The organism is Dactylosporangium sp. NPDC049525 (assembly GCF_040676755.1).
Taxonomy (GTDB): Bacteria; Actinomycetota; Actinomycetes; order Mycobacteriales; family Micromonosporaceae; genus Dactylosporangium.
Genome location: NZ_JBFAPO010000018.1, coordinates 67919 through 81456, shown reverse-complemented (window position 1 = coordinate 81456; position 13538 = coordinate 67919). Strand labels below are relative to the sequence as shown.

At 69.8% G+C, this 13538-nt stretch carries 16 protein-coding genes; 11 read left to right on the top strand and 5 right to left on the bottom strand.

Annotation, left to right across the window (positions count from 1 at the left end; translation table 11 throughout):
- Positions 1-38: 38 nt before the first annotated feature.
- Both AB0K00_RS25465 and AB0K00_RS25460 read right to left on the bottom strand, forming a co-directional pair.
- A complete protein-coding gene (locus tag AB0K00_RS25465; protein WP_363524286.1) occupies positions 39-866 on the bottom strand; it encodes a hypothetical protein in 828 nt (275 codons plus the stop codon).
- The gene (locus AB0K00_RS25460) at positions 866-1393 is read right to left on the bottom strand and encodes a SigE family RNA polymerase sigma factor (RefSeq protein WP_363524283.1); all 528 of its coding nucleotides are present in this window, start codon (positions 1391-1393) and stop codon (positions 866-868) included. Before AB0K00_RS25460 ends, AB0K00_RS25465 begins: the two co-directional genes overlap by 1 nt.
- A gap of 198 nt (positions 1394-1591) precedes the next feature.
- On the opposite strand from AB0K00_RS25460, the gene AB0K00_RS25455 reads away from it, so the two are divergent.
- The 3 genes from AB0K00_RS25455 to AB0K00_RS25445 are packed head-to-tail and all read left to right on the top strand — an operon-like array spanning position 1592 to position 3952.
- Positions 1592-3373 (top strand): S8 family peptidase, encoded by a 1782-nt coding sequence (locus tag AB0K00_RS25455; protein ID WP_363524280.1) that lies wholly within the window; start codon positions 1592-1594, stop codon positions 3371-3373.
- Positions 3374-3388: 15 nt separating this feature from the next.
- Entirely contained in the window at positions 3389-3646 is a 258-nt protein-coding gene (locus AB0K00_RS25450) for a hypothetical protein (RefSeq protein WP_363524277.1), read from the top strand.
- A 12-nt stretch (positions 3647-3658) separates the two neighbouring features.
- Complete coding sequence (locus AB0K00_RS25445; protein ID WP_363524275.1) at positions 3659-3952, top strand: hypothetical protein; 294 nt, start codon at positions 3659-3661, stop codon at positions 3950-3952.
- A 27-nt stretch (positions 3953-3979) separates the two neighbouring features.
- Here the strand turns inward: AB0K00_RS25445 and AB0K00_RS25440 are convergent, their stop codons facing one another.
- A complete protein-coding gene (locus AB0K00_RS25440) occupies positions 3980-6682 on the bottom strand; it encodes a CHAT domain-containing tetratricopeptide repeat protein (protein ID WP_363524272.1) in 2703 nt (900 codons plus the stop codon).
- An 89-nt stretch (positions 6683-6771) separates the two neighbouring features.
- Here AB0K00_RS25440 and AB0K00_RS25435 point away from each other — a divergent pair, with 89 nt between their 5' ends.
- The 6 genes from AB0K00_RS25435 (at position 6772) to AB0K00_RS25410 (ending at position 11196) form a co-directional block, all read left to right on the top strand.
- Positions 6772-8091 (top strand): S8/S53 family peptidase, encoded by a 1320-nt coding sequence (locus AB0K00_RS25435; protein ID WP_363524269.1) that lies wholly within the window; start codon positions 6772-6774, stop codon positions 8089-8091.
- Between the two features lie 59 nt (positions 8092-8150).
- Positions 8151-8756, top strand: a complete 606-nt coding sequence (locus tag AB0K00_RS25430) for a sigma-70 family RNA polymerase sigma factor (protein ID WP_363524266.1) — start codon at positions 8151-8153, stop codon at positions 8754-8756.
- On the top strand, positions 8753-9205 hold the full coding sequence (locus AB0K00_RS25425) for a hypothetical protein (RefSeq protein ID WP_363524263.1): 453 nt from the start codon (positions 8753-8755) through the stop codon (positions 9203-9205). The genes AB0K00_RS25430 and AB0K00_RS25425 overlap by 4 nt, the downstream gene beginning before the upstream one ends.
- A gap of 75 nt (positions 9206-9280) precedes the next feature.
- Positions 9281-10099, top strand: a complete 819-nt coding sequence (locus AB0K00_RS25420; RefSeq protein ID WP_363524261.1) for a hypothetical protein — start codon at positions 9281-9283, stop codon at positions 10097-10099.
- 1 nt (position 10100) lies between these two features.
- On the top strand, positions 10101-10355 hold the full coding sequence (locus AB0K00_RS25415) for a hypothetical protein (protein WP_363524258.1): 255 nt from the start codon (positions 10101-10103) through the stop codon (positions 10353-10355).
- Positions 10356-10392: 37 nt separating this feature from the next.
- Positions 10393-11196 carry a class I SAM-dependent methyltransferase gene (locus AB0K00_RS25410; RefSeq protein WP_363524256.1) on the top strand — a complete coding sequence of 268 codons (804 nt, stop codon included), beginning with the start codon at positions 10393-10395 and terminating at the stop codon, positions 11194-11196.
- A 146-nt stretch (positions 11197-11342) separates the two neighbouring features.
- On the opposite strand, the gene AB0K00_RS25405 is transcribed toward AB0K00_RS25410, so the two are convergent.
- Positions 11343-11759, bottom strand: a complete 417-nt coding sequence (locus AB0K00_RS25405) for a hypothetical protein (RefSeq protein ID WP_363524254.1) — start codon at positions 11757-11759, stop codon at positions 11343-11345.
- A 90-nt stretch (positions 11760-11849) separates the two neighbouring features.
- Between AB0K00_RS25405 and AB0K00_RS25400 the strand changes: the two genes are divergently transcribed.
- Positions 11850-12647 carry a helix-turn-helix domain-containing protein gene (locus AB0K00_RS25400; protein ID WP_363524251.1) on the top strand — a complete coding sequence of 266 codons (798 nt, stop codon included), beginning with the start codon at positions 11850-11852 and terminating at the stop codon, positions 12645-12647.
- A 38-nt stretch (positions 12648-12685) separates the two neighbouring features.
- Here the strand turns inward: AB0K00_RS25400 and AB0K00_RS25395 are convergent, their stop codons facing one another.
- Positions 12686-12991 carry a hypothetical protein gene (locus AB0K00_RS25395; RefSeq protein WP_363524249.1) on the bottom strand — a complete coding sequence of 102 codons (306 nt, stop codon included), beginning with the start codon at positions 12989-12991 and terminating at the stop codon, positions 12686-12688.
- A 122-nt stretch (positions 12992-13113) separates the two neighbouring features.
- On the opposite strand from AB0K00_RS25395, the gene AB0K00_RS25390 reads away from it, so the two are divergent.
- On the top strand, positions 13114-13467 hold the full coding sequence (locus AB0K00_RS25390) for a hypothetical protein (protein ID WP_363524246.1): 354 nt from the start codon (positions 13114-13116) through the stop codon (positions 13465-13467).
- The last annotated feature ends 71 nt before the right edge of the window (positions 13468-13538 follow it).

Below are 13538 nucleotides of genomic sequence, written 5' to 3'. Positions count from 1 at the left end.
CTCAGCCTACGAGGGCCTGCGCCGGTTGGCCGTCGGGCCTATGCGGGTTTGGCGGGCCACGCCGGGTCGGTGGCGATCGCCTGCAGCTGCTGGGTGGTCAGCGGCGGCTCGGCGCGGGTTGCGGTGTTGGTCTTCTCGTGTACGGCGTTCCAGGTGCCGACCACGACGCGGACGCCGTCCGGCCGGTAGATGTCGGCCATGCGCAGTTTGATCCGGTCATGGCCGGCATCCTCCGACGGGCCGTCGGTGAGCACGACGAGCGTGCCGTCCGCCAGCGTCGTTGCGGTGCAGGTGGTGCCGGGCGGGCTGGGCCGCGTGGCGCAGGAGAACAGGTCCATCGGGTCACTGCCGGCGTCGCGGCCCGGCGAGCGGCCGGCGATGAAGTTCGGCTGCACATTGATCTGGATCTTGCCGCGCCCGGCAGGGTCGGTGAGGATCAGCTCGGCGAACCCCCGCTGGCTGACCGGATCGGACGCGGTCACGCCGGCCGGCAGCAGCCGCCGCAGGGTGGCAAGCATGACGTCGCCCGGCAGCTCGTCGGCACGCCCGGCGCCGGGCGCGGTCGACGCCCGGACCGGGCCGGACGGGTCGCCCGCCGGCAGCGTCCAGGCCGGCGTGGACGGGGCGCCCGCCGACACGCTCGGCACCGGGGCGGCCACGGGTGCTCCGTCCGGCCGGTCGGCGGCCACCACGGCGACGCCGACCGCGACGCCCAGCACCGCGATCCCGCTGACCAGCGCCGTGAGCCGTTGCCGGGTCCGGGTCCGGTCGGCCCGCGCGAACACCGCGGCCGGTCCGGCACCGACCGGAGGCTCATCCAGCTCCACGGCCTGGGACAGCGTCGTGCGCAGTTCATCGAGCGGCATCAGACCGCACCTCCATCGCTGAACATGAGCTCCATCTGACTTCCGGCGAGGGTCTGGCGTAACGTGGCCAGACCCTTGGCCGACTGGCTCTTCACCGTGCCTTCACTGACCCCGAGCACGGCCGCGGTGTCCTCGACGCTGCGGTCCTCCCAGTAGCGCAGCACGATGGTCGCCCGCTGCCGCGCCGGCAGGGAGCGCAGCGCCGCCAGCACGGTGAGCGCCGTGGCCTGGTCGCCGCTCGCCGCCGGCGGCTCGACCGCACCGGCGGGGTCCGCCCAGTTCTGCTCGCGCCGCCGCGACCCGCGCCGGTTGTCGTCCAGGTAGACCCGCAGCAGCACCTGCCGGGAGTACGCGTCGAGGTTTTCCACCCGCCCACGCCGCGCCGCCACCACCACCCTGGCCAGCGCCGTCTGCACGAGATCCTCGGCCCGATGCCACTCGCCGCACAGCAGGAACGCGGTCCGGCGCAGGTGCACGTATCGGGTTTCGACGTACTCGTGCAGCTCGGACTCGATCTTCTTGTCCACTGGCACCCCCTTCACCAGACCTAGACCGGTGCGGAGCCCGACCGGGTTGCCCGGCAACACCGGACGCGGCCGGATTGTGCCGCTCCGGCCCGGCAGGAGCGGGTGTCTGCTCCGTGGGTGCATGTATCACGGCGCTGGGGTCGGGTCTCTTCCCCGGCATCCACGCAACCGTGCGTGGCGCACAGTGGAGAGGACGCCATGACTTCGAACCCATTGGAGCCGAGCCGGGAACCGCCCGGCGCCGCACCGTCCGCCGGACCGGGTCGGCGGGAGCTGATCGTGGTCGGGGCGGACAGCGCCGACCTGCGAATCTCCCCGACGGAGGCGCGGTCGCTGAACGGATCCGACCTCGGGCCGTTGGCAACGGTGGCTGCCGCGCCGGACGTCGTCATCCGGCCCCTGTTCGGCGCTTCGGAAGAGCGGGTGCGGGCCCTCAGGGCGCCCGCCGGCTCACCCGACAGTGGTCAGCCGAGCGGTGCGACAAACGAGCTGATCGACCGGATGTCGCGTTTCTATCACGTGGACGCGCCTGACGACCGGCTCGACGAACTGGCCGCCCAGCTCAGGGAAAGCCCGGCGGTCGAGGCTGCCTACGTCAAGCCGCCGGCCGATCTCGCGGTGCTCGTCAGCGACGTGAGTGCCGCACCGGCACTGCTCAACGCGATGGCCCCGACCGGGCCGGACGCGCCGCCGGTGACGCCGGACTTCAGCGGGCGGCAAGGGTACCTCGACGCGGCGCCCGGCGGGATCGACGCCCGCTGGGCGTGGACGCAGCCGGGCGGTCGCGGTGCGGGCGTGCGGATCGTCGACTGCGAGTGGGGCTGGCGGTTCACGCACGAGGACCTGACCGCCAACCAGGGTGGCGTCGTCGCCGGGACCGCCGACGCCGACCCGCAGAGCCGCGGCACCAACCATGGCACCGCGGTGCTCGGCGAGATCAGCGGCGACGTCAACACCGTCGGCATCGTCGGTATCGCGTCGGACGCCTTCATCAGTGCGTCGGCGTTCTCGGTGCCGACCGCGCAGGCGATCCGCGCTGGGGCCGACCGGTTGGGGCCGGGCGACATCCTCCTGCTGGAGATCCATCGGGGCGGGCCGCGGTACCCCGGCGGCGACACCCAGTTCGGGTTCATCGCGGTCGAATGGTGGCCGGACGACTACCTGGCCGTCCGGTACGCGGTCAACCGGGGCGTCATCGTGGTCGAGGCGGCCGGCAACGGTTCGCAGGACCTCGACGACCCGATCTACGACCGGGGCGATCCGAACTGGCCCGGCTGGTGGCGCAACCCGTTCCGGCGCACGGACCTGGACTCCGGGGCTGTGGTCGTCGGCGCCGGGGCACCGTCGAGTGGCAACCACGGACCGGACCGCTCCCGCCTCGGATTCTCCAACTACGGCCAATGCGTCGACGCGCAGGGCTGGGGGCGCGAGGTGGTCACGACCGGCTACGGAGACCTGCAGGGCGGCAACGTCGACGTCTGGTACACGAGCGCGTTCAGCGGCACGTCGAGTGCGTCGCCGATGATCGTCGGCGCGTTGGCGTGCACGCAGGGCGTCCTGCGGGCGCACGGTCGGCCGCGGCTGTCTCCGGCCCGGGCGCGCGAGCTGCTGCGCTCCACGGGGTCGCCGCAGCAGGACGCGTTGCCCAGTTTCCCCGCGACGCAACGCATCGGGAACCGGCCCGACCTGCGCCAGCTGATCGCCGCCGCGCTGCAGACCGCGACGTGGACGGGCGTGCAGTTCCGCGGCCAGATTCCGGCGCGCGGTACCCAGCGGTGGTTCACGTTCAATTGGCCGGCGCACTGGCACGTGCTGTGGACGGTGATGCCGACGAGCCCGCGGCCGGGTGGCCCGCAACTGCGGTTCCGGACCATGGTCGAACGCGCCAACGACCGGTACGCCACCTACTGGATCGAAATTGTCAACCTGGTCGACACGCCGGTCGACTTCGAGGGCCGGTTCGCGGTCCTCGGTTGGTAGAGACGGAGTCTGAAGATGCGCATCGGAACCCAATTTCTCGGAGCACTCGGCGCGAAGCAGTCCGGCCGGTGGTTCACCTTCCAGTGGCCCGCTGACTGGCACGTGATCTGGCACATGATGCCGACCACGCCGGTCCAGGGCGCGCCGGAGATCGAGTGGGACGTCGAGGTCGAACGGGCGAGCACCACGCACGTCACGTACTGGCTGACCGTCCGGAACCTGACCAGTTCACAGATCAACTTCGAGGGCCGTTACGCGGTCCTGAACCAGTGAGGTGGAACAGCCGTGAAGACAACGATCACCATCGAGTCCTCGGACTCGCAGGTCCCGTCCACCCGGCCCGACCAGTCGCCTGCGGCCGGTGACGCCACCGACGCCGGACCCGCGCCTGGCGCCGGTGGCGGGCAGGGAATCGGCGCGGCGCCGGCGCTGCCGGGCACCGACCACAACGGCGGTGAGCCGGCGGACTGGCTGATCGACGCGATCACCGCGGCGGGTGTCGGCGCTGTACCGCCCACGTCCGGCCAGGTGGCCGACGGCATCGCCGTGCACGACGCCGGCGCCGGGCCTTCGGCGTAACCGCGACGCACGCATCAGCGTCGGCGGTTACGGTGCCGTTCGCGGAGGACTCGTGCTCGCCGCGGTCGAAGGGGCGGGCAACGGCAGGCGGACGAGCCCAGATCCGATGCACACGAATCCGGCCGCGGAGGCCAGTACCGGACCATCCGACGCTCCGAGGACCTGCTGCTGGGTCAACGCCAGCGCCTCGGCCGGTGACTGACCCGCGACGAGCCGGTCGTGGAACGCCAGCATGAGCGGAACGGTCTGCACGTCAGGTATCGGGATGACCGAGGCGATGATCTGCTGGGTGCCGCGCGCGAGGAACGTCGCGCTCAGCCCCAGCAGTTCGTTGCCGGCCAGCACCACATGGCTGCCGCTGTTGCAGGCGGCGAGCACCACCAGGCCCGGCGTCCGCGGCAACCGCTCGAGGTCGTAGATCATCAGGGGCCCGTCGCTGAGCCGCAGGGCCGACAGCAGCGGGTTGTGCTGCGAGAGCGTGCCGTGGACGGCGAGGTGGGCGAGGTCGACCCGGGTCAGCGAGTCCATGGCGGCCGCCGCCGTCGCGGACTGGCCGGTGAGGAGTTCGCCGCCGTAGATCCCGCTGACCCGCTCGGCTTCGACGTGGCCACCCGGCAGATCCGGTCCGGCGATCGCGACGGTCCCGCCGATCGGCAGGTATGGCTGGGTATGGGCCTGGAACCAGCTGGTCGCGGAGAAGGCGACGGTGACCGGGCGCCCCGCGCACCGGGGCAGCACCGACCACGGCACGGACTGGAGACGCCCGGTCGGAACGACGACCAGCGGACCGTTGTCGACGCGGACCGGCAGGCGACCGAAGAGCGCGCGGTCGAGACGTCCGGCGGCGTCCAGCAGAACCGTCCGGGCGGCTGCCAGGCCGGCCGCGCTGCCCTGGCGGGTCAGGGTGAGCCGGTGCAGCGCGTACGTGATCCGGTCGAGCAGCTGGGACGCCTCGCCCGTCGGTCCGAGCCGGTACAGGCCGACGCCGCGATCGGCCACCACGACGGCGTGCAGGTGCTCGTCCAGCTCGACGAATTCGACCAGTGCCGCCGCGCCCAGCGCACCTTCGAGTTCCCCGACCGGCACGGGTTCGGTGAGCCGGGCCGTCCCCTGCTGCTGGCGGCAGTGGTCCCGGATCCGCCCTTCCAGCGCCGCCTGCCGGTGCAGCGCACGAGCCGGATTGCGTCCGGCTCGACCCGCCTCATAGACGTCGCTGACCACCCGGCGGAGCTCGCTCAGGGACGCGGCGAGGACCGGATCGTCCGGCGGCAGCACCGACCTGATGTGCAGCAGGCTGGCCCGCCCGCGCTCGGCCCACTCGAAGACGCCGACGGCCGTGTCCTCCGCGACGGCCATCCGCAGGCCGAGCCGGACCAGGTCCGTGCGGTGGGCGGCGGTTCGGGCCCGGATGTCGGTGGCACCGAAGCTCGCGCGGTGCTCGTCGATGATGCGCAGACCGGCGCGCAGGGCACGCACCGCTCCTCGGCTGTTGCCGGTGGAGTGGCGCAGCAGCGCGGTCGCGTACCACGACCGGGCCCGCTGTGCCGCCGGCCCTCGCCTGGTCGACCGTCCGGCCAGCTGCAGGTTGCGGATCGCGCGGCCGGTGCTGCCGCGCTCCAACGCCGCGTCGGCGGCGGCGATGCGGGCGTCGACGGCCACCGCGATCCACGGGGTGGCTTCCAGTTGCTCCGCGACCCGCTCCAGTTCCCGGGTCCCGACCGGACGGCCACCGGACCCGGCGCGACGCGCGGAAACGGCCGCGAACTGGGCCAGCGCGACCCACTCCGTCCGCTTGGAGCGGGAGAACTCCCGAACGGCGCGCTGCGCCTGCAGCAGTGCCGTGGCCGGGTCACCGTCGAGCAGCGCCGCGCGGGCGAGCAGCAGCCGCACCTCCGGCACCACCACCAGCCGTTGGTCACGGTCCAGCTCCGTGACGGCCGCGGCCGCGGCCGTACGCGCGTCGGCCACCAGATTCATTGACAGCAGCAGCTCGCTGCGGTCGCGGAGCACCTCGCCGAGCTGCGCCCCGGCGGTTCGCAACCGTGCCTCGGCCTCGTTCAGAAAGGTGAGCGCCTTCGGGAGGTCCCCGCGCATCGTGTGGACCCAGCCGAGATTCTCGATCGTGTACGCGGCGGAGATCCCCAGGTTCAGCTCGTCGGAGAGCCGGACCGCCTCGGTCAGATCCGCCTGGGCCGCGGCCAGCTCGAGGCGATGACCGTGCAGCACCCCACGGTTGGAGAGCACCCGCCAGATCCACAGGGTGTCGCCGATGCGGCGCAGCGTCGCCAACGCGGCGTTGTAACACTGCAGCGCCTCATCCAAGCGGCCCCACTGGTGCAGGATGACGCCACGCTGGGCCTGCCCGCGAATGCTCTCGATGCCGCGCAGATGGGGCATCGCCGCATCGACCTCGCGCAACGCGGCGGCCAGTCGACCACGGGAACTCGCCGCGAACGCGAGCGTCATCCTGGCTTCGGCCGCCAGGTCGGCCGCTCCGGCGCGCTCTGCGTTGCGGATTGCCAGGCGGGCGTGCCGCATGGCCACTTCGAGGTCACTGACGTGCAGCGCGGCCGCGGCCAGCGCCCGCTCCGCGATCGAACACGCGGCAAGATCACCGGTGGCCCGTGCCTGCGCAAGGATCCGCGAGGCGGCCTCCTGCGCCCGCGCCGGATCACGCTCAGCGGCGAGGAACGCTTCCCGTGCCTGATCGACAAGTGCCGTGGCCGCCATGGCCCAGCCTCCGCTGTATCAACGGATGCGGACATCCCTCTTTCCGTGTGCAGCCTACCCGTGGGCGCAGCGCATGAGGGGACATTTCGATGACGTCTGTCAATCCGCAGGAAACGGACAAGAGGCGGCCGGGACGGGAGAGTCTCGCCGCGCCGGACCAACTGATCGTCGCTCGCCCGCACGTCAACCTCGTCATCTCGGCCATCGCCGAGCTCGGTCTGCCCATTCAAGTGACGGAAGAGGAGAACAGTGGTCCGCTGGGCCTGCAACTGGTCGCGGTGAACGGTTTTGCGGACGGGCAGGTGACCGGGCAACTCGACGCCGAGTACCAGAAGCGGGTGGCGTCAATGCAGCAGCCCGGCCTGCGCCCGGCCGGTGGCTCGCCACGTACCGACCTGGAGAAGCTGCTGTTCTGTATCAGGCACGACTTCGCCGGACGCTATCGCGGGTGGTCACCGGAGATGGGCCGTAACCGGCACGTCGAGAGCATCACCGGCCTGCCGCACCTGAGCGGTACCGGCCCGGCCACCAAGTTCCCGGAGCCCTCGCCGGACGGGCCGTTACGCGTTGCCGGAGTTCTTCGCCGGGAACGAACGGGCCGTGACGTCGTGGTGGGGCTCCTGGACACTCCGCTGTTCAACCATCCGGACCTCACCGGCAGGTTCGTTGCCGATGAAGGCGACATCCTTTCCTCGGGACCGCCGTATCCGCATTGGGCGGGGCACGCCACGTTCACTGCCGGCTTGATTCTCCGGCAGGGACCGGCCGTGGCCCTCAACATGCGTGCGGTGCTGAACAGCGACACCGCAACCGGCACGGCCTGGGACGTGGCCAAGCGCATGGTCGAGTTCCGCGGAACCGGCGTCAAGGTCCTGTGCGTGCCACTGGGCGGATTCACCGAGGACGGGCAGCCGCCACTCGTGCTCAGCCGGGCAGTGGAGCTCATCAGCCCGGAGATCCTCGTCGTCGCCGCGGCGGGAAACCACGGTGAACTTGAGCCGCCGGCCGGACGCAGCCACCCGTCGCCGAAGTCGGCGATGTTCCCGGCGGCCCTCGACGGTGTAATCTCCGTTGGCGGGCTCGACGATAATAATCAGGTCACCAGCTTCACTCCGAAGGTTCCCTGGGTCAGGTTCCTCGCACGTGCCGAAGACGTCAGCAGCACGTATCTCGTCGGCGACGTCGACATTCAGCATCATGACAACGAACGCCTTGGCTTGCATGACGGCCACACCGGCCAGACGACCTTCACAAAGTATGCAAAGTGGTCCGGCAACTCGTTCGCCGCCGGTCTGGTGGCGGGCCGCCTTGCCGCTCTGACGGCTGACAACGGTGGTGACCCATGGGACGCGCTGAAGACGTTCGAGGAGCAATTGGGCGGCGCATTCCGGCGGGCCGATCTGAGGTAGCCGGTGCGGGTACCGACGCGGCAACCGGCGATGACAGCTCCTCGCTCCTGGACACGACCGTGGAGCCACTCGTCATCGCGGCCCGTGGTGGGAGCCAAGAGGCATGGGACACCCTGGTGGAGCGGTTCGCTCCACTGGTGTGGTCGATCTGCCGGCGGTTCGACCTGAGCGCATCGGATCGCGACGACGTTTGCCAGAGCGTCTGGTTGCTCCTGGTGGAGCACCTTGCCGAGCTGCGGCAACCGGCCGCTTTACCGGGCTGGGTCGCCACGACGACCCGACGTGAGTGCCTGCGGGCCGTGCAGGCAGCTCGGCGGCGCACTCAGCTCGAGCGGCGCTCGGAACAGGGTTCCTTGACGGAGGACGGTTTCGACGACGTCGAGCGGAACATCGACCGGGCGATCGAGAACGCCATCCTCCGGCAGGCCCTCGCCGAGCTGCGGCCACAGTGCCGACATCTCCTGCTGCGGCTGTTCAGCGCGGCGAAGCCGTCCTATGTCACGATCGCCGCCGAGCTCGACATGAAGATCGGATCGATCGGCCCGACCCGCAGACGATGCCTGGACGAGCTACGCCAATGCCCGTCCTTCGCCGCGATCCTGCATACGGACGGCGCCGGCGGGGTAGCCGACGAGGGGGAAGCGGAGAGAGGTGACGACCGATGACGACACCCCAGTGGGACGACGCGCACCTGGTGACCAGGCTTGCCGAAGCAGTTCAGGAATCGTATGCCGTGCCGCAGAGCGTCATCGAGTCCGGCCGGGCGATGTTCGCGTGGCGGAACATCGACGCCGATCTTGCGGCGCTGGAGTACGACTCGCTGACAGATTCGGCTGCCCGCTCCCGGGCGGACATGGCGGCACTGCGCTCGCTCACGTATTCGACCGAATACGCCTCCATCGAGCTGACCTTCATGTCGGGAGTCGTGTTCGGTCAGATCCTTCCCCAGTGCCCGGCGCAGATCGACGTCCGCACCGCGTCGGGCATCGACACCCGGGTCACCGCGGATCATCTCGGCGTGTTCACGATCGAACCGCCACCGGCCGGGCCGTTCTTCCTGCACTGCCAACATGGCACGTCGATCAACGTCCGGACGCCATTGATCACTCCGTAGCCGGGTCCGCCGTGCTGCCTCTGTCGTGGATATCGATAGAGTCCGTTCCGGCCGCGATCGGAGGAGTGGTACGACATGGATTTGGCTGGGCGGGCGTTGGTCGCCGCGACTCGGGACCCGCAGTTCTGGCGCTGCTACGCGTTCGACGATACCGACGGGTTCGACTTCGTAGCGGTCGGCGAGAGGCTGGCGCGGCGGCTCAACGACATTGATGTCGATGATGACGACTGGGACGAAGAGGACGAGGACGATCTTTCCTCGGCGCGGGTCATCCTGCCGGCCCGCCGCGGCTGGTGGCTCGGGCTGGAACTGAACTTCGAGCTTGCCCTGCATGTGCTGTATCTGCAGCGGGACGACGAGGACGACGACGAGATCGACGATGACGAGGTCGACGAGGACGACGAGGACTGGGATGACGAGGATTACGACGTGCCGGACGTCTCGGTGGAATTGGGCCACTGGGACCAGGCGCGTTGGCATCCGTTCTGCCTGCGCTGGAGCGAGCTCGAAGCGGTAGTGGCACAGATGCGTACCGCGCCGGATTCGCACCCGCTCCCGCCCGAGGTGGGCATGCTGCTGCTGGCGCGCTGGGTCGGTCACGGTTCGGATGAGGCAGCGCTGCTCAACGACCGCCGCGAGATCATCGCCGGCACGTTCGAGCGGCTCGGCCTGTTCCACGGCGAGGACGCGGCGCAGATGGCCGCGCAGCTCATGCAGGCCGTCCCGGAGGACGACTACGCGTGGCGATGGGACAGCGAGCGCGGCTGGCTGCTCAGCGGTGACTACCCGGGCTACTCCAACCGCAACGACTGCCACGGCCGCTTTCCGTTTCCGGCGTTCACCGAGTTCCGCCGGCAGCTGGCAGTGACCGACGGACCCGGTGGAGTGGCCTGACATGGCACGATGGCCAGCGCGCTCGCGATCGCGCTGGCCGACGATTCGTTTGCGGGTCATCCCCGTCCGCCTCGACGACACTCCGCTTCCGCCGCTGCTCCGTTCGATCATCTGGGTCGACGGCGAAGCGGAGGGAGCGGTCACAGTGGCGCGCAAGATCATGGGACTTGATACGGGCACGTTATTGCGAATTTCCGGTAACGATCGGCAGGCGGGCGAGCTGCAGCGCCCCGGCGAGCCAGGCATTGAGAATTGAGTGCCTGCCGTAGGAGTGGCCCCCGTACTCTCTCTGGGTGAGCGATAGCAATGACTACGTGAGGCTGCGAGAAACTTTCAACGAGGACGCTGAACGGTATGACCGTGCCCGGCCCCGGTACCCGGCACAGATGTTCGATGATCTCGCTGCGGCCGGAGTAGCGCCCGGTGCAAGGGTGTTGGAGATCGGCTGTGGCACTGGGCAGGCGACCGTGCCGCTGGCGGAACGAGGCTACCGGATCGTGGCCGTCGAGTTGGGCGCGGACATGGCCGCTGTGGCTCGGCGAAATCTCGCCGGATTCGACTCGGTGGAGGTCGTGACGGCAGCGTTCGAGGAGTGGCCCTTGCCTGGGGAACCGTTCGACGTGGTGTTCTCCGCGACGGCGTTTCATTGGATCGATCCGGCCGTGCGGGTGTCGAAGTCTGCTGACGCCTTGCGTCTCGGTGGTCTGCTGGCCACCGTGGGAACCCACCACATCGCCGGTGGCACCTGGACCGAGGCGTTCTTCGTTGAGATTCAGAAGCTTTACGAGCGCTTCGATCCGTCGACCCCGCCGGGCCTGCGTCTTGAAGGTGCTCGGGAGATTCCGGAGGACGATCGGGAGCTGACCTCGTCGGAGCGGTTCGGGCCTGCGAGCTTCTACCGATACGAGTGGGAGTTGCCGTACTCGACAGCGGACTACCTGGATCTACTGTTGACCTACTCCGACCACCGTGCCTTGCCGGACGCGCAGCAGAGCGCATTGCTGAACTCCATCGCCCGGCTCATCGACGTCAACTACGGGGGCCAAGTCGTCAAGCGCTACCTGACTGAGCTGAGGCTCGCCCAACGTGTCCGGTGAGTCGCTTCGATCGATGGCGGTCGTCGGATTCAGCAGACTGAGCGTGAATTCGGCTGAGTCCTGGTTGAACGGCAACGAAGACGCCCCGTGCAGTTCGTCTTGTTCGGCTGCACGGGGCGCCCAAGTTTCTGTGGGTCGCGGTCTCGTCACGAAGGGCCCTCCCGGAGGCTCGCGCGCAGGGCGGTGAGCGGAATGAAGGCCGTGCCGTTGCCGAGTTGGTTCGGTGTTGGGCCGGATGGAGTGGCGACGTCGGCGAGTCGGTTGGCGAGTGCGGTCAGGCGCAGGCGAGCCGGTGTGGGCACTTGGCGAAGAAGGCGTAGCTGCACGATCACGTTGCCGATCAGCAACGCCCGCAGCGTCGGCGAATCCGGCTGATCGCGCACCAGGAACGCGGTGACGCCGACCGCCGCGATGAGTACACCCACCTCACGGCCCCAGACGTTCGCGGCCGCGGTCGGGGTCACCCCTTTGCTGTCCAGCAGCCGGTGCGGCAGCGCGGCGGCGAACCCGCCGATGCACACCGCGACGCCGGCCACGACGGTGAGGAACACTGCTCTGCTCATGCCCGGCGACCGTACGGACCGGCCGTCCCACAGCTCAATTACCTGCGGACGTAGGTGTGGCACCGCCGGCCGGTGGCTAGCATCGGGCGGGTGACCGGCCGCCTGTTCCCGGCCCTGCTGCGATATTGGCGGGACTGCCGCGGGATCTCCCAACTCGATCTCGCCATCGCCGCCGGCGTCTCCGCGCGGCACGTCAGTTTCCTCGAGTCGGGCCGGTCGCAACCCAGCGAAGCCATGGTGCTGCGCCTGCTGGTCGCCCTTGACGCGCCGCTGCGCGAGCAGAACCAGGTGCTGCTCGCCGCCGGCTTCCCGGCCCGCTTTCCCGAGCCGGGACTGGACGAGCTCGCACCGGCCGTCGAGCAGGCGATCGACCGCATGATGCAGCAGCAGGAGCCCTATCCCTTGACCATCCTGTCCGGGGGCTACGACATCCTGCGCAGCAACCGGGCCGCCCGCGCGTTGTTCGCGCACTTCGTCGCGGAACCCGACCGGCTGCCGACCCCGCTGAACATGTTCACCCTGCTGTTCGATCCGCACCTGGTCCGGCCGTTCGTCACGGACTGGGCACACGTCGGCCACCGGATGATCGCGCGCCTGCACCGGGAGACATTGCAGGGCCGGCCGGACGACCGGCTCCGGGCACTCATCGAGCGCACCCTGGCGTACCCCGATGTGCCCTCCGGTTGGCGCCGCCCGGACTTCTCCGCGCACAGCGGGTCGACCCTGGAGATCCAGCTGTGCCGCGGCGACCTCCGCGTCGGGTTCCTCACCACGATCACGATGTTCTCCGCACCGCAGCAGGTGACCCTCGACGAGCTGCGAATCGAGAGCTACTTCCCCCTCGACGACGCGACCCGGTCGGCGTGCGCACGACTGGCTGTCAGCTGATGCTCTGACCGGAGACGGCGGTTGCCCCCATGGCCCGCTCAGTCCTGGTCGACGGCCTGGTAGCCGAATCCTTCTCCGGGAGCCAGCGTCAGCAGGGCGTCCAGGACCGGTTCCGTGTTGGTGCCCCACATCTTCGACAGCACCCAGGTGCGGTCGTTGTCGTGCAGTGGCGTGTCGAGGAACCACCGGCCGAGTCGTTTGGTCGAGGCGGAATACCTCACCATGAACGCCTGCGCCAGGTCCTCGCCGGTGAGGACGCCGTCGACCGACAGGAATCGGGAGCGGGGCAGGACGCCGGCGAGTTGGTCGGCGGGCACCCCGGCTTCGTGCAGCGCTGTGACCATGGCCAGGACCGCGCGGCGTTTGCGGAGCGGCTCCGTTGGTCCGGCGGGGGTGGTGATCCGGTACGGGGTCCAGTCGCGGCTGTCCGTGGTGACCGCGCGTGCCGTGGTCTGCCGTCGGCGCAGTGCTCGTAGTGCTCGGTCAGGTCGTCGAAGGTCATGACCGAGACCATGGCCGCGTAGCGCAGCGCCTGCAGTTCCAGGTGGCCGCCGTCGTTGGTGCGTTTGAGTTCGACGACCACCAGCCGGCCGTCGCGGTCCACGCCCAACAGGTCGATCCGGCGCCGGGAGTCGGTGAACGCGCCGAACTCCTCCGCCACGACCAGCACACCGTCGACGATCGTGTCGATCCGGGCGCGGAGCAGTCGCTGCAAGTCGGCACGCTCCAGGACCTGCGCGGCGGCAAAGCTCGTCGACGGAACCTCGACCAGCGCCTCGGACGTCATCTCGAACAGCGGCATGGGAAGTATCTTGCCTGACGGCGGCGTCCGCTCATGGCGACCAGAACCGACCCGTTCCGGCACGCTCGCCGGGAGGTCTTGGAAAAATG